Origin of the sequence: Streptomyces sp. NPDC002574 (genome assembly GCF_042889545.1) — a bacterium.
Lineage (GTDB): Bacteria > Actinomycetota > Actinomycetes > Streptomycetales > Streptomycetaceae > Actinacidiphila.
Map to the genome: position 1 here is coordinate 170,509 of NZ_JBIARB010000001.1, position 18,692 is coordinate 189,200.

Annotated in this window: 19 protein-coding genes; 6 read left to right on the plus strand and 13 right to left on the minus strand. The window is 71.1% G+C overall.

Going from position 1 to position 18,692, the window contains the following annotated elements; translation table 11 throughout:
• Position 1 precedes the first annotated feature (1 nt).
• Positions 2–1,168, minus strand: coding sequence for an HpcH/HpaI aldolase/citrate lyase family protein (locus ACFYXS_RS00835; protein WP_389242344.1), 1,167 nt, complete (start codon positions 1,166–1,168; stop codon positions 2–4).
• Between the two features lie 215 nt (positions 1,169–1,383).
• Here ACFYXS_RS00835 and ACFYXS_RS00840 point away from each other — a divergent pair, with 215 nt between their 5' ends.
• A complete protein-coding gene (locus ACFYXS_RS00840) occupies positions 1,384–2,295 on the plus strand; it encodes a TerD family protein (protein ID WP_389242346.1) in 912 nt (303 codons plus the stop codon).
• 24 nt (positions 2,296–2,319) lie between these two features.
• On the opposite strand, the gene ACFYXS_RS00845 is transcribed toward ACFYXS_RS00840, so the two are convergent.
• The 6 genes from ACFYXS_RS00845 to ACFYXS_RS00870 form a co-directional block, all read right to left on the minus strand.
• Complete coding sequence (locus ACFYXS_RS00845) at positions 2,320–3,051, minus strand: Tellurium resistance (RefSeq protein WP_319662591.1); 732 nt, start codon at positions 3,049–3,051, stop codon at positions 2,320–2,322.
• Positions 3,052–3,136: 85 nt separating this feature from the next.
• On the minus strand, positions 3,137–4,285 hold the full coding sequence (locus ACFYXS_RS00850) for a DUF475 domain-containing protein (RefSeq protein ID WP_389242348.1): 1,149 nt from the start codon (positions 4,283–4,285) through the stop codon (positions 3,137–3,139).
• Positions 4,286–4,301: 16 nt separating this feature from the next.
• Complete coding sequence (locus ACFYXS_RS00855; RefSeq protein WP_389242350.1) at positions 4,302–4,877, minus strand: TerD family protein; 576 nt, start codon at positions 4,875–4,877, stop codon at positions 4,302–4,304.
• A gap of 67 nt (positions 4,878–4,944) precedes the next feature.
• On the minus strand, positions 4,945–5,520 hold the full coding sequence (locus ACFYXS_RS00860) for a TerD family protein (RefSeq protein ID WP_389242352.1): 576 nt from the start codon (positions 5,518–5,520) through the stop codon (positions 4,945–4,947).
• A 73-nt stretch (positions 5,521–5,593) separates the two neighbouring features.
• Positions 5,594–6,052, minus strand: a complete 459-nt coding sequence (locus ACFYXS_RS00865; protein WP_389242354.1) for a peroxiredoxin — start codon at positions 6,050–6,052, stop codon at positions 5,594–5,596.
• Positions 6,053–6,200: 148 nt separating this feature from the next.
• Positions 6,201–6,641 (minus strand): DUF3052 domain-containing protein, encoded by a 441-nt coding sequence (locus tag ACFYXS_RS00870; protein ID WP_319662596.1) that lies wholly within the window; start codon positions 6,639–6,641, stop codon positions 6,201–6,203.
• A gap of 405 nt (positions 6,642–7,046) precedes the next feature.
• On the opposite strand from ACFYXS_RS00870, the gene aceE reads away from it, so the two are divergent.
• A complete protein-coding gene (aceE, locus tag ACFYXS_RS00875) occupies positions 7,047–9,788 on the plus strand; it encodes a pyruvate dehydrogenase (acetyl-transferring), homodimeric type (protein WP_389242357.1) in 2,742 nt (913 codons plus the stop codon).
• Positions 9,789–9,891: 103 nt separating this feature from the next.
• On the opposite strand, the gene ACFYXS_RS00880 is transcribed toward aceE, so the two are convergent.
• Both ACFYXS_RS00880 and ACFYXS_RS00885 read right to left on the minus strand, forming a co-directional pair.
• Complete coding sequence (locus ACFYXS_RS00880) at positions 9,892–10,266, minus strand: peptidase inhibitor family I36 protein (protein WP_389242359.1); 375 nt, start codon at positions 10,264–10,266, stop codon at positions 9,892–9,894.
• A 114-nt stretch (positions 10,267–10,380) separates the two neighbouring features.
• Positions 10,381–11,982, minus strand: a complete 1,602-nt coding sequence (locus tag ACFYXS_RS00885) for an MFS transporter (protein WP_389242361.1) — start codon at positions 11,980–11,982, stop codon at positions 10,381–10,383.
• Between the two features lie 108 nt (positions 11,983–12,090).
• On the opposite strand from ACFYXS_RS00885, the gene ACFYXS_RS00890 reads away from it, so the two are divergent.
• The 3 genes from ACFYXS_RS00890 to ACFYXS_RS00900 are packed head-to-tail and all read left to right on the plus strand — an operon-like array spanning position 12,091 to position 14,864.
• Positions 12,091–12,774 carry a TetR/AcrR family transcriptional regulator gene (locus ACFYXS_RS00890; protein WP_389242363.1) on the plus strand — a complete coding sequence of 228 codons (684 nt, stop codon included), beginning with the start codon at positions 12,091–12,093 and terminating at the stop codon, positions 12,772–12,774.
• 53 nt (positions 12,775–12,827) lie between these two features.
• Positions 12,828–14,024: an alpha/beta hydrolase gene (locus ACFYXS_RS00895; protein ID WP_389242365.1), complete on the plus strand. Its 1,197-nt coding sequence runs from the start codon at positions 12,828–12,830 to the stop codon at positions 14,022–14,024.
• 54 nt (positions 14,025–14,078) lie between these two features.
• Positions 14,079–14,864, plus strand: a complete 786-nt coding sequence (locus ACFYXS_RS00900; RefSeq protein ID WP_389242367.1) for a DUF4429 domain-containing protein — start codon at positions 14,079–14,081, stop codon at positions 14,862–14,864.
• Here the strand turns inward: ACFYXS_RS00900 and ACFYXS_RS00905 are convergent.
• Both ACFYXS_RS00905 and ACFYXS_RS00910 read right to left on the minus strand, forming a co-directional pair.
• On the minus strand, positions 14,825–15,847 hold the full coding sequence (locus ACFYXS_RS00905) for an aldo/keto reductase (RefSeq protein ID WP_389242369.1): 1,023 nt from the start codon (positions 15,845–15,847) through the stop codon (positions 14,825–14,827). The two genes, ACFYXS_RS00900 and ACFYXS_RS00905, sit on opposite strands and share 40 nt — an antisense overlap.
• A gap of 5 nt (positions 15,848–15,852) precedes the next feature.
• Positions 15,853–16,314 carry a MerR family transcriptional regulator gene (locus tag ACFYXS_RS00910; RefSeq protein WP_389242371.1) on the minus strand — a complete coding sequence of 154 codons (462 nt, stop codon included), beginning with the start codon at positions 16,312–16,314 and terminating at the stop codon, positions 15,853–15,855.
• A 70-nt stretch (positions 16,315–16,384) separates the two neighbouring features.
• On the opposite strand from ACFYXS_RS00910, the gene ACFYXS_RS00915 reads away from it, so the two are divergent.
• Positions 16,385–17,194, plus strand: coding sequence for a serine hydrolase domain-containing protein (locus tag ACFYXS_RS00915; protein ID WP_389243466.1), 810 nt, complete (start codon positions 16,385–16,387; stop codon positions 17,192–17,194).
• Here ACFYXS_RS00915 and ACFYXS_RS00920 read toward each other — a convergent pair.
• Both ACFYXS_RS00920 and ACFYXS_RS00925 read right to left on the minus strand, forming a co-directional pair.
• The gene (locus ACFYXS_RS00920) at positions 17,166–17,882 is read right to left on the minus strand and encodes a cache domain-containing protein (RefSeq protein WP_389242373.1); all 717 of its coding nucleotides are present in this window, start codon (positions 17,880–17,882) and stop codon (positions 17,166–17,168) included. The two genes, ACFYXS_RS00915 and ACFYXS_RS00920, sit on opposite strands and share 29 nt — an antisense overlap.
• Before the next feature lie 53 nt (positions 17,883–17,935).
• Positions 17,936–18,676: a FadR/GntR family transcriptional regulator gene (locus ACFYXS_RS00925; protein ID WP_389242375.1), complete on the minus strand. Its 741-nt coding sequence runs from the start codon at positions 18,674–18,676 to the stop codon at positions 17,936–17,938.
• Positions 18,677–18,692: the final 16 nt, after the last annotated feature.

The window sequence follows — 18,692 nt, forward strand, 5'->3', positions numbered from 1 at the left end:
GTCATGACGGCACGCACGCGGCGAGGAGCTCCACGAAGTTGGTCTCCTCCCGCGCCACGCCGAAGACCTCGGCACGCCGCACGGTGCGCTCGGCCCAGGCGCGGTGCGGCTTCACCTCGTTCATCTTGTTGGTGTAGGCCGAGCGCAGGACGCCGCCGCCGCTGCGGTCCTCGTGGAGGATGTCCGCGGCGTCGGTCCACTCCTCGTGGGAGACGACGTTCAGCGCGTGCACGGGCTGCACGTGCGAGGGGTGGATGCAGGTCTTGCCCTGCAGTCCGTTGGTGCGGTCGAGCTCGATCTCGCGGAGCAGGCCGTCCATGTCGCGCTGGATGAGGGCGTCGCGCAGGTCGACGGCCTCGGGCACGAAGGGGCTGTGCCGCAGCAGCGGCTTGAACATGCGCTCGGAGTGCCGGAAGTACTCCCACACCGGGCCGGTGATCGTGAAGCCGGTGCCGTCGGCGCGGCCGAGCACGTTGACGACGTCGGCGATGACGGAGGCCACGATGCGGACGTCGTAGGCGGTCATGTCGGGCGAGCGGCGCAGTCCGTAGGCGGAGCAGAAGTCCGTGACGCCCAGGCGCAGCGCGAGGACGCGTTCGCGGTACTTGTCGACGGTCCGCGATATGCCGTACAGCGTCTCGGTGCGCGACTCCAGGTGCAGCAGCTGCGGCGATTCCAGGACCGGCATCGCGAACAGACGGCGGCCGCACATGCCCTCGGCGGCGGCGAGCGCCTCCAGGAAGGGGACGCCGGACTCCTCGGTGAACTTGGGGAGCACGAACCCGGACAGCAGGCGCACGGTCTCGCCGAGGCGCCGCACCAGGTCGGTGATCTGCTCCGGGGTGCGGACGCGGATGAAGAGCAGGGGCGGGTCGGCGTCCCCGATGCGGGCGGCCAGCGCGCCGAACTGGAGGACCAGGTTCTCCTCGCCCGCGACGACCTCGCGGTCGTCTATCGAGTCCTCCAGGCACAGCACCATCGAGACGACGCCGCGGGCGGACTGCTTGAGGATGTCCTCGGCCAGGCTCGGGCGGGTCGCCGGGCTGTAGAGCGTCGCCCCCAGGGCGACCGCGAGCGTGGCGGCCGGCGAGTCGGCGGTGAACTCGCCGGGCTCGCGGTGGAAGAGTTCGTTCCGTACGTCCGGCGCGAGGTGCGCGAAGTGGCGCATACGTTCCCCCGTGGCAGGTGGTGGGTGGTGGGGCGGGAAGCGTCCCCCGACGCCGTGGCCGATTATCGTACGTGTGGGGTCACCCGGGTCGTTCCCGTCATGCATGAAAATCAGGTAACCCCCTCGCGTCGGCGGGATGTCGGCCGGTCCGTGGCGGGCGGTCCCGTTGTGCCCCGCGTTGTGACCGCGGCCCCCGGGAGGGCAGGATGACGGGCATGACGCAGGCGATGGTGAAGGGCTCGAACATCCCGGTGCCGGCTTCGGGCGTGCGGGCGGTACTGCGCTGGAGCCCGGGCGCGGGGATACCGGACGTCGACGCGTCGGCGCTGCTGGTCGGGACGGACGGGCGGGTGCGCTCCGACGAGGACTTCGTCTTCTACAACCAGCCCCGGCACCCGGCGGGCGTGGCACGGCACCTGCCCAAGCGCAGCGAGCCGGCCGGGCTGACGGACGCGGTGGAGGTGGACCTGTCCGCCCTCGACGCGAGCGTCGAGCGGGTGGTGATCGCGGCCTCCTCCGACGGCGGCCCCTTCGCGCTCGTCTCGGACCTGCGGGTGCTGCTGTACGACGTCGCCGCCACGGCCGGCTCCGAGGGCGAGCCGCTGGCGTTCTTCGACGTCGTCCCGGACACCGGTGACGAGTCGGCGCTGATCTGCGGGGAGCTGTACCGGCGCTCCGGCGGCTGGAAGTTCCGCGCGCTGGGGCAGGGGTACGTGTCCGGCCTCGAGGGTCTGGCCACCGAGTTCGGGATCGCCGTGGACGAGGGCGACCTGGTCGAGGCCCCGCCGCAGCAGCCGCGGCCGGACGGCGAGGTGACCTCGCTGCCGCAGCCGGTGCCGCCCACGGTCCCGGTGACCGCCGAGCCGGAGGCGTACACCCTGCAGGCCCCGGCCCCCGCCCCGGCCACACAGCCCGCGTACGGCTACCCGCAGCAGCCCCAGCCGACCGTGCCGGCCCCCGCCTACGGCTATCCGCAGCAGCCGACCGCACCGGCGCCGGCCTACGGCTACCCGCCGCAGCAGCCGGCCGCCACCGCGGCCGCGCCCGGCCCCGCCTACGGGTACCCCCAGCCGCAGCAGGGCGTCACGCTGCCCCCGCAGGGCCCGCAGTTCCAGGAGCGCCGCTGACCGCGGGCCGCGGGCGGGCCGGCGTCACACCTTGCTCTTGTAGCCGCGGCCCCACTGCAGCCCCCAGCCGTACAGCCGGTCGAGTTCGGCCTGGAAGCCGTAGACGTACTTGACCTCGCGCCGCACGGTCAGATCGCCCTTCTTGTTCTCGATGAGCACGACGGCGCAGGACCGGGCCTGCGGCTCGCGCTCGTTGAGCGGGATCTCGATGCGCGGCCCGGAGCTGGGGAAGATCTCCACCTTGGCGTGGGTGCGGTCGAAGGCCGGCGTGCCGTCGTAGATGTAGACGAAGACGAGCATGCGCTTGAGCTCGTCGCGTTTGTCGAGGTTGATGTAGAGCGTCTCGCCCGAGGAGCCGCCGAAGCGGTCGTCCCCGCTCATCTGGATGTACGGCGGGGCGTCCAGGTCGCCGAGGAAGTTGCCGAGCGGCTGGACGACGCCCTTGGTGCCGTCGGCGAGTTCGTACATGCAGGCCAGGTCGAGGTCGACGTTGACCATGGCGGGACCGGCCGCCTGCACCGGCTCGGGCCGGAACAGGTGCATCTGGCGGTTCAGCCAGGAGCCGCCGCGCTGGTTCCAGCCGCCGGTGTCGGAGGTGCGCATCTGCCAGGACAGGTTGATCCGCAGATTGCCGACGGCCGCTCCCTGCTTGGTGAGCGAGACGACCTGGTGGCGCCGGGTGAGTTCGATGGTGTGCGCGTTCGCCAGGTCGAACTGCACGTTGAAGCCGCCGCTGGGCCGCAGAAAGTTCCACATGTGGGCTCCGCCCCTCCCCTGACGTACCGCCGCCCTCCGCCCTGCGGGCGGAGGGCGGCGGCCCGGACCGGTCGTGCGCCGGGGCTCAGACCCCGCTCGTCACTTCCGTCTTGTCGTTGTCGTCCCGCTGCTCGGAGCTTTCCCCGAGGCGGCGGTTTCGCACCACCGACGACCAGTAGGAGGCACCGATCAGGACAACGCCGACGAGGCCGGTGATGACCTCGTTGATCTCGTACTTGATGGTGACCAGGAGGATGACGGCCAGGGCGCCGATGGCGTAGTGCGCGCCGTGCTCCAGGTAGACGTAGTCGTCCAGGGTGCCCTTGCGGACCAGGTAGACGGTGAGCGACCGGATGTACATCGCACCGATGCCGAGGCCCAGCGCGATGATGAAGATGTCGTTCGAGATGGCGAACGCGCCGATGACGCCGTCGAAGGAGAACGAGGCGTCGATGACCTCGAGGTACAGGAAGAGGAAGAAGGCCGCCTTGCCGGCCAGGCCCACGGCGCTGGAGCCGCTGCCGCTCGGCTTGCCGCCGCCGGCCACCTCCTCCAGCTCCTCGTCCGCCTCGTCCGCCTCTTCGTCCAGGCGGTCCTCGAAGTAGCTGGAGATGCCGCCCACGACGAGGTAGGTGATCAGACCGCCGACGCCGGCGAGCAGCACGGTGGAGGTCTTGTCGCCGCCGCCGTGGGCCACCGCGGTGGCCACGGTGGTGGCGGTGACCAGCAGCACGACCAGGGCGACGACCACCGAGAGCATGTCCAGCTTGCCGAGCTTGGACAGCGGGCGCTCCAGCCAGGACAGCCAGGTGTGCTCACGGCTCTCGAAGATGAAGTCCAGGAAGATCATCAACAGGAACATCCCGCCGAACGCGGCGATCGCCGGGTGGGCGGAGGTCACCAGGTGTTCGTACTGGTCCTTGTTGTTGATCGCCAGATCGATCGCGTCGATCGGGCTGATCTTGGCGGTGATCGACACGATGATGATCGGGAAGACCAGCCGCATGCCGAAGACGGCGATCAGGATGCCGATCGTCAGGAAGATGCGCTGCCAGAAGGCGTTCATCTTCCGGAGGATTCCGGCGTTGATCACCGCGTTGTCGAACGAGAGCGAGATCTCCAGGACAGAGAGGATCGCGACGAGTGCGAGACCTTCCGCACCCCACAGGAAGCCGGCGAGGGCCAAGCCCACGGCGGTGACGCCGAGCGACCAGCCGAATGTACGGAGGAGCACTGGATATCCAATCCCTTTACGAAACGTTGACCCCGAAGTCTAGGGCGATGCCCCTCAGACCTGACGCGTACCCCTGGCCAACGGCCCGGAACTTCCATTCCCCGCCGTAGCGGTAGAGCTCGCCGAAGATCATGGCGGTCTCGCTGGACGCGTCCTCGGACAGGTCGTACCGGGCCAGCTCGCTCTGGTCGAACTGGTTGAGCACCCGGATGTAGGCGTTGCTGACCTGGCCGAAGGTCTGGCCGCGGGTGTCCGCTTCGTAGATGGAGACCGGAAAGACGATCTTGTCGACCCGCTCGGGGACCGCCGTCAGGTCGACGATCAGGATCTCGTCGTCGCCGTCGCCGTCACCGGTGAGGTTGTCCCCGGTGTGCTCGACCGAGCCCTCCGGGCTCTTGAGGTTGTTGTAGAAGACGAAGTACTCGTCGCCGAGGACCCGCCCCGAGGCGCACAGCAGGGCGCTCGCGTCCAGGTCGAAGGGCGCTCCGGTGGTGGAGCGCGCGTCCCAGCCGAGTCCGATCATCACCTGCGTGAGGTTCGGTGCGGCCTTGGTAAGGGAGACATTGCCTCCCTTGGCGAGCGTCACGCCCATGCTGTTCTCCTCCCCCAGTCGGGGTGCGCGGCCCGCCCCGGGCGGGCGGGCCGCACGACCCTGGACATCAGACGTTGACGCCGAAGTCCTGCGCGATGCCGCGCAGGCCGGAGGCGTACCCCTGGCCGATGGCCCGGAACTTCCACTCCGCGCCGTGCCGGTACAGCTCGCCGAAGACCATGGCGGTCTCGGTGGAGGCGTCCTCGGTGAGGTCGTAGCGGGCCAGTTCGTTGTTGTCGGCCTGGTTCACCACGCGGATGAACGCGTTGCGGACCTGGCCGAAGGACTGCTGACGGGTCTCGGCCTCGTAGATCGACACCGGGAAGACGATCTTGGAGACCTCGGCCGGGACAGTGGCCAGATTCACCTTGATCTGCTCGTCGTCGCCCTCGCCCTCACCGGTGATGTTGTCGCCGGTGTGCTCCACGGAGCCGTCGGGGCTCTTGAGGTTGTTGAAGAAGACGAAGTGCTGGTCGGAGAGGACCTTGCCCTCGGCGCCCGTGAGCAGCGCACTGGCGTCCAGGTCGAATCCGGCGCCCGTGGTGGTGCGGGCGTCCCAGCCGAGGCCGACGACGACGGCCGTGAGGTTGGGGGCCTCCTTCGTCAGCGAAACGTTGCCACCCTTGCTGAGGCTGACTCCCACGAGTCCTCCCATGTCATCGCGTGTCGCTCGTAACAGGATCAACGCCCTGAGGGTAGTACCCGGTTCCCTCCGACTACAGGGCTTCGAGCGCCTTGACGTACTCGTTCAGGTCACGCGCGTCCGGCAGGTCGTTGACGACGCTCCAGCGGACGACGCCCTCCTTGTCGATGACGAAGGTGCCGCGCACCGCGCAGCCCTTGTCCTCGGCGAAGACGCCGTAGGCACGGGAGACCTCGCCGTGCGGCCAGAAGTCGGAGAGCAGCGGGTAGTCCAGGCCCTCCTGCTCGGAGAACACGCGCTGGGTGTGCATGGAGTCGTTGGAGACCGCCAGCAGCTGGACGTCGTCGTTCTGGAACGCCGGGAGCTCGTCCCGCAGCGCGCACAGCTCGCCGGTGCAGACGCCGGTGAAGGCGAAGGGGAAGAAGAGCAGCACGACGTTCTTGGCGCCCCGGTAGTCCGAGAGCCGCACGGTCTGGCCGTGCTGGTTCCTCAGCCCGAAGTCGGGGGCGATCTCTCCTGCGGCGAGCGCCATGCGGAACACACCTTTCCGGTGACGGGGGCTGCGACGGGACCCTCGCGGCCCGGCCGTCCGGTGCCCCAGTCAACCACTGCCCGCGGGACGCGACGCAAGACGCCCCCGCGGCGCGGTGCCGCGGGGGCGTGGGGTCCGTCCTAACGCCTCAGCGCTTGGCGGCCTTGGCCGACTTGGGGGTCACCAGCCGGCTGGCGGTCCAGTCCTTGGAGACGTTGACACTGCTGGTCTGAGCAAGGCCGGCAGTCTGTGCGGCCTCTCCGATGTCACTCGGCTCGACGTGCCCGTCACGGCCGGTCTTCGGGGTCATGAGCCAGATCTGGGCGCCGTCGTCGACGGCGGACGTGGCATCGACCAGGGCGTCGGTCAGGTCGCCGTCATCGTCGCGGAACCACAGGACGACACCGTCTGCGACGTCGTCGTAGTCCTCGTCCGCGAGCTCTTCGCCCGTGATCTCCTCGATACCCTCACGGAGCTCCTGATCGACGTCGTCGTCGTAACCGAGCTCCTGGACCACCTGTCCGGGCTCGAAACCAAGCCGGCTTGCCGGGTTGGTCCGCTCCTCCGCGTGGCCCGCGGTCGCGCTCACGCTCTGCCTCCTGTCATGGGGGTTGTCTTCCCGCTCCTGTGCGGGGTTATGGGCGGTAGTCCACACGGGCGCGGCGGATCGCGCAAGTACCCGGCCGCCCATCCCGCCCAAACGTTGACGTGTCACCGCAACCCGAACTGCGAAGGGTGACGTGGCTCACTCCACTATGCCAGCATTTCTCCCGAATCGGAGTCGCGGTCGGTCGTACGTCCGAGTGGGCGTACAGTTGCGATTTGGTCGCTCGGCCACCGGAAGCCACGCAGGAGCCCCGCCAGGGGCCTTGTAGGTGGGTCTGTCTCGCTACATGACGGTTACCGCTCAGTAGAGATGACGTATCCCGAACGCGCGGTACACGATGGAGGCGGCGTGACCCCGTAGAGCACTACCTAGCAGCGAAGGATTAGCGTGGCTTCCGGATCAGATCGCAACCCGATCATCATTGGCGGCCTTCCCAGCCAGGTCCCGGATTTCGATCCCGAGGAGACGGCGGAATGGCTCGACTCGCTTGACGCCGCTATCGACGAGCGCGGACGCGAGCGCGCCCGCTACCTGATGCTCCGGCTGATCGAGCGAGCCCGCGAGCGGCGCGTGGCCGTGCCCGAGATGCGCAGCACGGACTACGTCAACACCATCGCGACCAAGGACGAGCCGTTCTTCCCCGGCAACGAGGAGATCGAGCGTCGCATCCTGAACGCGACCCGCTGGAACGCGGCGGTCATGGTGTCGCGGGCGCAGCGGCCCGGTATCGGCGTCGGCGGCCACATCGCCACCTTCGCTTCCTCGGCCTCCCTCTACGACGTGGGCTTCAACCACTTCTTCCGGGGCAAGGACGACGGCAAGGGCGGAGACCAGATCTTCTTCCAGGGACACGCCTCTCCGGGTGTCTACGCGCGCGCGTTCCTGCTGGACCGGCTCTCCGGAACCCAGCTCGACGCGTTCCGCCAGGAGAAGTCCAAGGCCCCGTACGGCCTGTCCAGCTACCCGCACCCGCGGCTCATGCCGGACTTCTGGGAGTTCCCGACCGTGTCCATGGGCCTCGGCCCGCTGGGCGCGATCTACCAGGCCCGGATGAACCGCTACATGCAGGCGCGCGGCATCGCCGACACCGAGCAGTCGCACGTGTGGGCCTTCCTCGGCGACGGCGAGATGGACGAGCCGGAGTCGCTCGGCCAGCTGTCCCTGGCCGCCCGCGAGGGCCTGGACAACCTGACCTTCGTGGTCAACTGCAACCTGCAGCGGCTCGACGGCCCGGTGCGCGGCAACGGCAAGATCATCCAGGAGCTGGAGTCGCAGTTCCGCGGCGCCGGCTGGAACGTCATCAAGCTGATCTGGGACCGCACCTGGGACCCGCTGCTCGCCCAGGACCGCGACGGCGTGCTGGTGAACAAGCTCAACACCACGCCCGACGGCCAGTTCCAGACGTACGCCACCGAGACCGGCGCGTACATCCGTGAGCACTTCTTCGGCGAGGACCAGCGGCTGCGCGCGATGGTCGAGGGCCTCACCGACGACCAGGTGCTGCACCTGGGCCGCGGCGGCCACGACCACCGCAAGATCTATGCGGCGTACAAGGCGGCCCGCGAGCACAAGGGCCAGCCGACCGTGATCCTGGCCCAGACCGTCAAGGGCTGGACCCTCGGCCCGAACTTCGAGGGCCGCAACGCGACCCACCAGATGAAGAAGCTGACGGTCGACGACCTCAAGCGCTTCCGCGACCGGCTGCACCTGCCGATCTCCGACAAGGAGCTGGAGTCCGGCGCCCCGCCGTACTACCACCCGGGCCGGAACTCGGAGGAGATCCAGTACATGCACGACCGCCGCAAGGGCCTGGGCGGTTACGTCCCGACCCGCGTCGTGCGTGCCAAGCCCCTGGCGCTGCCGGACGACAAGGCGTACGCGGCGACCCGCAAGGGCTCCGGGCAGCAGACGATCGCCACCACCATGGCGTTCGTCCGGCTGCTGAAGGACCTCATGCGGGACAAGGAGATCGGCAAGCGCTTCGTGCCGATCGCCCCCGACGAGTACCGCACCTTCGGCATGGACTCGCTCTTCCCGTCGGCCAAGATCTACAACCCGCTGGGCCAGACGTACGAGTCGGTCGACCGCGAGCTGCTGCTGGCGTACAAGGAGTCCCCGACCGGCCAGATGCTGCACGACGGCATCTCCGAGGCGGGCTGCACCGCCTCGCTGATCGCCGCGGGCTCGGCCTACGCCACGCACGGCGAGCCGCTGATCCCGGTCTACGTCTTCTACTCGATGTTCGGCTTCCAGCGCACGGGCGACCAGTTCTGGCAGATGGCCGACCAGCTGGCGCGCGGCTTCGTGCTGGGCGCCACCGCCGGCCGCACCACGCTGACCGGTGAGGGCCTGCAGCACGCCGACGGCCACTCGCACCTGCTCGCCTCCACGAACCCGGCCGTGGTCGCCTACGACCCCGCGTACGGCTTCGAGATCGCGCACATCGTGCGGGACGGTCTGCGCCGGATGTACGGCGGGACGCCCGAGGCGAACGAGGACGTCTTCTACTACCTCACCGTCTACAACGAGCCGATCGTCCAGCCGGCCGAGCCGGCGAACGTGGACGTCGACGGCATCGTCAAGGGCCTGTACAAGTACAGGGCCGGCGAGGCGGGCGTGGTCCCGGCGCAGATCCTGGCGTCCGGTGTCGCGGTGCCGTGGGCCCTCGAGGCGCAGCGCATCCTCGCCGAGGAGTGGAACGTGCGGGCCGACGTCTGGTCCGCGACCTCCTGGAACGAGCTGCGGCGCGACGCGGTCGCGGCCGAGGAGCACAACCTGCTGCACCCGGAGGAGGAGCAGCGCGTCCCGTACGTGACGCGCAAGCTCTCCGGCTCCGAGGGCCCGTTCGTGGCGGTCTCCGACTGGATGCGGGCCGTCCCGGACCAGATCGCCCGCTGGGTGCCCGGTGCCTGGCAGTCGCTGGGTGCGGACGGCTTCGGCTTCGCGGACACCCGCGGCGCGGCGCGGCGCTTCTTCCACATCGACGCGGAGTCGGTGGTCCTCGGCGTGCTCACCGAGCTCGCCAAGGCGGGGAAGATCGACCGCTCGGTGCTGAAGCAGGCCATCGACCGCTACCAGCTGCTCGATGTGGCCGCCGCCGACCCCGGCGCGGCCGGCGGCGACGCCTGACGGTCCCCGCTTCGCAAGGGCCCCCACCGCGGTCGCGGTGGGGGCCCTGCCCTTTCGTCCCTTCGCCCTTTTGCCCCCTTGCCGCGGGCTCAGGGGTGACCGGTCACTGGTCGACGATCTGGAAGGCCCGGATCGTGTGCCGGGACTGCGGCACCCAGGTGCCGGACGGGAACGTCACGAAGTCGCCCTCGGTGGAGCACTCGGCGCTCTGGTAGGTCGTCACGAGCTTGCGCGTGCGGTTGACGAAGGACTTCGCGGTGACGCCCGCGGGCAGCGGCACGCAGGAGTTGACGTCGGTGTCCGCGAGCTCGTGGACGGTGCGGGGGCCGCCGTAGTCCGGCCGGGCCCACAGGCACAATTCCCCCGGGTCGCAGCCGCCCGCGGGGGCCGCGCCCGCCGCGGCGGGGGACACCAGGGCGGCGGCGCCCGCGGCCAGCGCGAGCGGCAGGGTCAGGGTGAGGGTCAGGGCACGGCGCATGTGGATCACTCCCCGTTGTCGGTACGGCGCGTACGGAGCACCACCGTGAACGACGAGGCCCGGGGCCGCCAAGGGCCCCGGGCCTCGATCACCCTGATAGGGAGTCCGCCGGCGTCAGACGTGCACCGCGCCGCCGGCGGCGTCCGCGTTGACGCCGCGCTTGGTCAGGAAGGCGACGCCCGCCGCGAAGGCGGCCACGATGCCGGCGACCATGAAGGCCAGCCCCATCCCGGACAGGAAGGTCTCGTGCGTCACCTTCGTGATCACGGCGACGACCTGGGCCGGGGTGTTCGGGGCGACCGGCGGCACGCCCACCACGACCGCGTCCGCGGCCTGGGCGGCCTGCTCGCCCTTCAGCGGGGGCAGACCTGCGGCGGCCCACTTCTCGGGCAGCGCGCTGTCCACCCGCGAGGCCATGATCGTCCCCAGGACGGCGGTGCCGAGGCTGCCGCCGACCTGCATGGCGGAGCCCTGGAGACCGCCGGCCACGCCGGACAGCTCCAGCGGGGCGTTGCCGACGATGACGTCGGTCGCGCCGACCATCACCGGGGCGAGGCCGAGACCGAGGAGTGCGAACCACAGGGACATGACCAGGGAACCGGAGTCGGCCTCCAGGCCGGTCATGCCGAACATGGCGACCGCCGTGCAGACCATGCCGCCGACCAGCGGCACCTGGGGGCCGAACTTGGTGATCAGCAGGCCGGCGACCGGCGAGCTGACGATCATCATCGCGGTGAGCGGCAGCAGATGGACACCGCACTCCACCGCCGACATCCCGTGGACGTTCTGCAGGTAGAAGGTGACGAAGAACAGGCCGCCGAGGAAGGCGAAGGCCATCAGCACCATCAGCAGGGTGCCCGCGGACAGCGGCACCGAGCGGAACATCCGCAGCGGGATCAGCGGCTCGGAGGCCCTGGTCTCCCAGAGCGCGAACAGCACGAACAGCAGCACCGAACCGATCAGGAAGAGCAGGGTCTGCGCGTTGCCCCAGCCCCACTCCGGAGCCTTGATCAGGCCCCACACCAGGCCGAACATCGCGCCGGAGAGCAGCACGATGCCGGGGATGTCGAAGGACCGCGGCGCCTTGTCGGCACGGACGTCCTTGAGGATCACCAGGCCCATGGCGAGCGCGATCAGGCCCACGGGCACGTTGATGAAGAAGACGGACTGCCAGTTGACGTGCTCGACCAGCAGACCGCCCGCGATCGGCCCGGCGGCGGTGGAGGCACCGATGACCATGCCCCAGATGCCGATGGCCATGTTGAGCTTCTCGGCCGGGAAGGTGGCCCGCAGCAGGCCGAGCGCGGCGGGCTGCAGCAGCGCGCCGAACACGCCCTGCAGCACGCGGAGCCCGATCACCATGCCGACCCCGCTGGAGAGGCCGATCAGTCCCGAGGTGAGCGCGAAGCCCGCGAGGCCGATCAGGAAGGTCTGGCGGTGCCCGAAGCGGTCGCCGAGCTTGCCCGCGGTGATCAGCGACACGGCCAGGGCGAGCATGTACCCGGTGGTGATCCACTGGATCTGCTCGCGGGAGGCGCCGAGGTCGGCCTGGATGGCCGGGTTGGCGACGGCGACGATCGTGCCGTCCAGCGCCACGACCATGACGCCGATGGCGACCGAGAAGAGGGTCAGCCAGGGATGGCCGCGGAGTGGCTTCTTGGAAGGCGCCGGTATGGGGTCCGGGGCCTGGTCGGTGACGACGGAGGCTTGGGTCATGGGCAAGAGATTATGGCAGCATCTGACATTTGACCAAAGCATTCATCCGTCGGTAACTGTCAGGAAGCAGAACCGTTTCGAAAGGGGGCCCGGAAAGGTGGACGGCAGATGACGTACGCGATGCCCAAGACGCCCGTGTGCGGCCTGCGGGAGCGCAAGAAGCAGCGCACACGGGACGCGCTCGTGCGGGCCGCGGTGGAGTTGTTCGTGGCGAAGGGGTACGACGGGACGACCGTGGACGAGATAGCCGCCGCGGTGGACGTCTCGCAGCGCACGTTCTTCCGCTACTTCGCGGGCAAGGAGGAGGTCGCCCTCGCGCTGGAGGACACCGTCGAGGACGCCTACGTCACCGCGGTCGCGGCCCGGCCGCCCGGCGAGCCGCCGTTCGAGGCGCTGCACGCGGCGCTGGTCGCGTCGTGGGACGGCATCGGCGCGCTCATCGTCGCCGTCGTGCCGCTGCCCACGTACATGGCGATGTACCGGGTCATCGAGTCCACCCCGACGCTGCTGGCCGCGCAGATGCGCCGCTCGGCGGTGGTGGAGGGGCGGCTGGCGGCCGTCATCGCCGCCCGTGAGGGCCTGGACGCGACCGACCCGCGGCCGCGGGTGCTCGTGGGCGCCGTCGGCGGGGTGCTCAGGGCGGCCCAGCGACTGTGGGGCGGCGGCGACGAGACGAGCGTGGAGTCGATCCGCCGGATCACCGAGGAGCACCTGGCCCAACTCGTGCCCGTGTTGACACAACCGTGGGACGAACACAAGGGTGTGTCCGGAATCTCCTTCTTTCAAACGTGACTTGAGTCACGGCGTGCTCAGGGGACCGGCGCCGTCTCCTATGGTGGCACGCAGTGAATTTCGCCGACGAGCGTTTCAGCTCCCCCTCCCTGCGCGCCCTCATGGCCCTGGCCGTGGTCTTCGTCATGCTGTCGACCACCGGCTGGACGGCGCTGCGTCACCACACCGGTGACAGCGACCCCAAGTCCCTTGCCACGTCCGCCTGGCGGCACGCCACGGTGGGCGGCCGTCCGCTGCCCGATCCGCAGGCCGGGGCGAACGCGGTGGCGCGTTTCTTCGGCACGCTCGGCCCGGTGCAGGCCCAGCGCCTGACGAAGCGCTACCCGTTGATCGTGGGCAACCTCAACGGCGCCCCGCTGACGCTGCGTTACCAGGCGAACCAGATCTCGCTCGGCACCGAACGGGCCCGGGAGAACGCCCGCTCGCACAGCCCGCTGCTCAGCGCCGAGGGCCGCAAGGACGCGGCCGAACTGGCCAGCCGCTACGCCTCCCTCCAGAAACCCGGCCGGCAGATCCTCGCCTTCGACCCCGCGGGCCGGGGCCGGATCGCCGAGGTCCTCGGTGATCTGCGGCACGCGGACCGGGTCTCGATCGTGGTGCCCGGTGTCGACACCGACGTGATGTCCTTCGAGCGCACCGCCCTGCCCTACCGGGCCCCGGCGGGCATGGCGCGCTCCCTGTACGCCTCCGAGCGGGCCGCGGACCCGGGCGCCCGCACGGCCGTCATCGCGTGGGCCGACTGGACCACCCCGCTCGGCGTGGGCCTGGACGCGTCCACCGGCGAACGCGCCGAGCAGGGCGCGGTCCGGCTGACCGCCCTGGTGCGGGCGCTGCCGGCGCGCGGCGACGTGGCGCTGTTCTGCCATTCGTACGGCTCGGTGCTGTGCGGCGTGGCCGCGCCCGGACTGCCGGCCGGCCGGGTCTCGGACATCACGGTCTTCGGCAGCCCCGGCATGCGCGTGGACCGGGCGGCCGATCTGCGCACGGGTGCCCGTGTGTGGGCGACCCGGGACAGCTCGGACTGGATCGGCGACGTGCCGCACCTGGAGATCGCGGGGCTGGGCCACGGCGCGGACCCGGTCTCCCGGGCCTTCGGTGCCCGGGTCGTCAGCTCCGACGGCGCCGAGGGCCACGCGGGCTACTTCCGCTCGGGCACCGGCAGCCTCGACAACTTCACCCGTATCGCCCTCGGGCGTTTTCCGGACGTCCGCTGCGCCGAGGGCAGGTCCTGCACGGCGGGCGTGGCCTAGACCGGCCTCACCCGGCAGGCTCCCCCGGCGGGAACCCGGCCTACGATGACTCGTATGGGTGACGTATTGGCCGGATCCAACGCCGTATGGGAGTTCGATGCCGACGCGGTCCTCATCCGGTACGAGCGGGGGATGCGCAACTCCAAACTGCTCCAGGTGCTCGGTCAGCGCCGCGTCCCCTACGCCGCTCTGTCGGGCGTGGAGCTCGCGCCGGGCCGGCGCGGCACCCTTGTGCTGCGCGCCGTGCCGCGGCCGGGCGCCGACCCCTTGATGGAGGCGGCGGACGGCCAGCTCAAGGAGGCCGCCGACCCCTACCGTCTGGTGCTGCCCGCCGCCCGCGAACCGCTCGCGGAGCAGTGGGCCGAGCACCTGCTGACCGCGATCGGCGCCCTCGGCGCCGACGAGGACGAGCCGGCCCCGCGCCATCTGGTGGACGCCCCCGCCCCTCCCCTGTCGTTCAAGGCGTACGACGGGAAGGCGTCCTTCGACGGGCACACGGTGTCCTTCCGCTGGTTCTGGACCGGCGCCTCCACGGCGAAGTGGCGGGCCGGCGACCAGCACTTCCCGGTAGCCGAGCTGACCGGCCTCGACTGGCGCTCCCCCGAGGCACTCGGCGGCCACCTGCGGCTGCTCCCCCGCGACGGCGGCGGCCGCCGGCCGGGCAGCGCGGACGACGACCCGACCGCCGTGGTGTTCGGCCTCGGCTACGGCCCGGTCCACGAGTCGCTGCCGCTGGCGGCGGCCGTGCTCGCGGCGATCCAGCGGGCCACGCGGTCGCGGCCCGCCCTGGAGCGCGAGGGCTACTCGCGCGCCGCCGACGTGGACGACATGTCCGCGTAGCGGTCACCGGCGACCTGCCCCGCGATCGGTTCCAGCCGGCCCAGCTCGGTCTCGTCCAGGACGATCCGGGTGGCGGCGGCGTTCTCCCGCACGCGCTCGGCCTTCCGGGTCCCCGGGATCGGGACGACGGCCAGCCCGTGCACCTGTGCCCGCTGCTGGACCCAGGCCAGGGCGATCTGGCCGGGCGTGGCGTCGTGCGCCTCGGCGGCCCTGCGCAGCGGCTCCAGCAGATCGGCGTTGCGCTTGGCGTTCTCCCCGGTGAAGCGCGGCTGGGCCTGCCGGAAGTCGCCCGCCGTCAGCTCCGAGGCGGCCTGGAAGGAGCCGGTGAGGAAGCCGCGCCCGAGCGGGGAGTACGGCACCACGGCCACGCCCAGCTCGGCGGCGGCGCCGGCCAGCGAGACCTCCACGTCACGGCTGAACAGCGACCACTCCGACTGCACGGCCGCGATCGGGTGCACGGCGTGCGCCTCGCGCAGCTCGGCCCCGGTCACCTCGGACAGGCCGAGGTGCTTGACCTTGCCCGCCCGCACCAGCTCGGCCATCGCGCCGACCGACTCGGCCAGCGGCACGGCCGGGTCGCGGCGGTGCATGTAGTACAGGTCGATGACGTCCGTGCCGAGGCGGCGCAGGCTGGCGTCGACGGCCTGCCGGATGTAGGCGGGGTCGTTGCGGACGCCGCGGTACCGCAGGTCGTCGGCCTTGCGCTCGATGCCGAACTTGGTGGCGAGGGTGATCTCGTCGCGGTGCGCCCGCACGAAGGGGGCGAGGAACTCCTCGTTCGCGCCCAGGCCGTAGACGTCGGCGGTGTCGAAGAGCGTGACGCCGACGCCGAGCGCCGCCTCCAGCGTGGCGCGGGCGGCGCCCTCGTCGGTCGGTCCGTAGAACTCGCTGATGCCCATGCAGCCCAGGCCCTGCACGCCGACCAGGGGGCCGTCCGTGCCGAGTGCGACCGTGGCGATCGGCTCGTTGTTCGTGTCGCTCATGGGGTTCATGCCCTCTCGGACGCCCGGCGGGCGTCGGCGTAGGTGTGGATCTTGTGGTCGAGGACCGCGAGGGTGTCCTGGAGCTCGGTGATCCGCTGCAGCACATCGCGCCGGGTGGACTCCAGCAGGTCCTGGCGCTCGGGGAAGGTGTGCTCGCCCAGCCGCACCAGTTCCGCGTAGCGGACCATGTCCGCGACCGGCATTCCGGTCAGCCGCAGCTTGCCGACGAAGGCCAGCCAGTCCAGGTCGCGGTGGGTGAAGCGGCGCTGCCCGGTGTGGGACCGGTCGACATGCGGCATCAGGCCGATCCTCTCGTACCAGCGCAGGGTGTGCGCGCTCAGGCCGGTGAAGGCGGCGACCTCGCTGATCGTGTAACGGTCCCGGCCGGCCGGGAGAGGGTGCGGCGCCTCGTCGGCGCAGCTGCGTACGCTGCCGGGCTTGCTCTTGGCCACCTGCGTCACGGTCATGGGTTCCACGCTAAAACCCTGGAGTGCACTCCAAGCAAGGGCATTGGTTAGGCTCACCGTCATGCGGAGCCTGAGCAGCCTGAGCGCGATCGAGAACTGGCCTGTCCCGACGGCCGCGGCGGCGGTCGTCCGCCGCGACGGCACCGTCGCGGGAACGTACGGCGAGACCTGGCGGCGCTTCCGGCTGGCGTCGGTGACCAAGCCGCTGTCCGCGTACGCGGCGCTGGTCGCGGTGGAGGAGGGCGCGGTCGAGCTGGACGAGCCGGCCGGTCCGGAGGGCTCGACCGTACGGCACCTGCTCGCGCACACCTCCGGGCTCGCCTTCGACGAGCACCGGGTGATGGCCGCACCGGGCACCCGGCGGATCTACTCCAACGCGGGCTTCGAGGTGCTGTCCGACCACATCGCCAAGGCCACCGGGATCCCCTTCGCCGAGTACCTGCGGCAGGCGGTGCTGGAGCCGCTCGGCATGCACGCCACCGACCTGCCGGGCTCGGCGGGCGCGGGCGCGATCGCGACCGCGGACGATCTGGTGCGCTTCGCCGCCGAACTGCAGGCGCCGCGGCTGCTGGCCCCGGAGACGGTGACCGCGGCCACCTCGGTGGCCTTCCCGGGGCTCAAGGGCGTCCTGCCGGGCTACGGCGGCCAGAACCCCAACGACTGGGGCCTGGGCTTCGAGATCCGGGACCACAAGTCGCCGCACTGGACGGGCGCGTCGTCCTCGCCGCGCACCTACGGGCACTTCGGGCAGTCCGGCACGTTCCTGTGGGTCGATCCCGGGGCCGGGGCGGCCTGCGTGGTGCTGACGGACCGTGACTTCGGCGAGTGGGCGCTGCCGTTGTGGCCCGCGCTCACGGACGCGGTGCTGTCGGAGTTGTGACCAGCGTCAGCGGGATCGGTCCGCAGGACCGCCCGCTGAAGCTCCGCAGCAGGGAGCCGGCCAAGTGCCGGGGATCGGTGGAAGCGGCCACCCGGCCACGGGCGTTGACCAGTGCGGCCGGGGCGGGCAGCCGGCGCAGCAGTGGCAGCACGGCGGCCTCGAAGTGGCGCAGGTAGACGTCCGCGGCGGCCACGCCGAGAAAGCGCCCGCCGTGCTGGACCGGCACCGACAGCGTGAGGCTGTACTCGTCGGAGCACAGGTAGTCCACGTACGGCCCGGCCACCGCGCGCTCGCCGGTGGCGCGGGGCAGGGCGAACCAGTCCCAGTGCGTGTAGTCGGAGTACGCCGAGGTCTCCGGGTCGAGGTCGAGCAGCAGCGGCCGCAACTCCCCGTCGCGGTGCGTCTGCCACCACTCCAGCCAGGCCGGTACGTCGCCGAGCAGCCCGGGTTCCGCGATGAAGCCGATGCCGGAGATCAGGTCGCCCCGGCCGCGCAGCCGGTCGTGCAGCAGCGGCCGCAGTGCGGCGAGGTCGGCGGTGGTGGGCGCGCGGCCGGCCGCGCGCACGGCGGCCACGGCGGTGGTGCGCTCCGCGACCTGGCTGACGGCGGCGAAGACGTCCTCGAGCGCGGCGCGGACCCGGTCCACGACACCGGCGGCGACGTCCTCGACGACGGTTGATGAGCTCATGACCACGGCGACTGCCTCCGGTGCGGGAGGACGGGAGGTACGGGGCGCCCGGGTCAGCCGGCGGCGGTCAGACGCAGTCCGATCAGGCGCTCCATCGCGTCCTGCACCCGCCGTTCGGCCAGGGACCTGGCCCGTTCCGCGTCGCCTTCGCGCACGGCGCCGATCAGCGCGCGGTGCAGCGCGACGGCCGCCGCGCGGGCGTCGTCCTCCCCGAGTGCGAGACAGATTAGCGCTCCGATCTCCGCCTGGATACGGATCTCCTCCTTGGTGAGACGGGCCGACTGGGAGACGGCGGCGAGTTCCACATGGAGCCGGCCGTAGACGCGGCCGCGGGCGGCGGGGTCCTCGGCGGTCTCGAACTCCTCCAGGGAGCGCTGGAGCGGGGCGAGGTCGTCAGGTCCGGTGCGCTCGGCGGCCAGTCGCGCGGCGGAACCGGCGACGGCGGCCCAGTGGTCGGCGAGGTCGCGCAGTTCCTCGGTGCTCCAGTCGGCCAGCCGGTGGCCCAGCCGGGCGTGCCGGGGCTGGCCGGGGGCGGTGACGAAGCTGCCGCCGCCGCGGCCGCGGCGGGTGGTGACCAGCCCCTGCTGCCGCAGGGCCATGAGCGCCTCGCGCAAGGTCACCGTGGACACGCCCAGCCGGGTGGCCAGTTCGCTCTCACCGGGCAGCTGCTCCCCGTCGGCCAGCAGGCCCAGCTCGATGGCGTCCGCCAGCCGCCGCACGACCGCGTCCACCCGGGCGAGGTTGCCGACGGGTGCGAAGACGGCGTGCAGCGCGCCATTCGAAAGTTTGCTCACCCGGACACCTTCTCAC

Coding starts and splice junctions, on each gene's coding strand:
- ACFYXS_RS00835 (WP_389242344.1), bottom strand. CDS start 1,168: ATGCGCCACTTCGCGCACCTCGCGCCGGACGTACGGAACGAACTCTTC.
- ACFYXS_RS00840 (WP_389242346.1), top strand. CDS start 1,384: ATGACGCAGGCGATGGTGAAGGGCTCGAACATCCCGGTGCCGGCTTCG.
- ACFYXS_RS00845 (WP_319662591.1), bottom strand. CDS start 3,051: ATGTGGAACTTTCTGCGGCCCAGCGGCGGCTTCAACGTGCAGTTCGAC.
- ACFYXS_RS00855 (WP_389242350.1), bottom strand. CDS start 4,877: ATGGGCGTGACGCTCGCCAAGGGAGGCAATGTCTCCCTTACCAAGGCC.
- ACFYXS_RS00865 (WP_389242354.1), bottom strand. CDS start 6,052: ATGGCGCTCGCCGCAGGAGAGATCGCCCCCGACTTCGGGCTGAGGAAC.
- ACFYXS_RS00880 (WP_389242359.1), bottom strand. CDS start 10,266: ATGCGCCGTGCCCTGACCCTCACCCTGACCCTGCCGCTCGCGCTGGCC.
- ACFYXS_RS00885 (WP_389242361.1), bottom strand. CDS start 11,982: ATGACCCAAGCCTCCGTCGTCACCGACCAGGCCCCGGACCCCATACCG.
- ACFYXS_RS00890 (WP_389242363.1), top strand. CDS start 12,091: ATGACGTACGCGATGCCCAAGACGCCCGTGTGCGGCCTGCGGGAGCGC.
- ACFYXS_RS00900 (WP_389242367.1), top strand. CDS start 14,079: ATGGGTGACGTATTGGCCGGATCCAACGCCGTATGGGAGTTCGATGCC.
- ACFYXS_RS00905 (WP_389242369.1), bottom strand. CDS start 15,847: ATGAGCGACACGAACAACGAGCCGATCGCCACGGTCGCACTCGGCACG.
- ACFYXS_RS00910 (WP_389242371.1), bottom strand. CDS start 16,314: ATGACCGTGACGCAGGTGGCCAAGAGCAAGCCCGGCAGCGTACGCAGC.
- ACFYXS_RS00920 (WP_389242373.1), bottom strand. CDS start 17,882: ATGAGCTCATCAACCGTCGTCGAGGACGTCGCCGCCGGTGTCGTGGAC.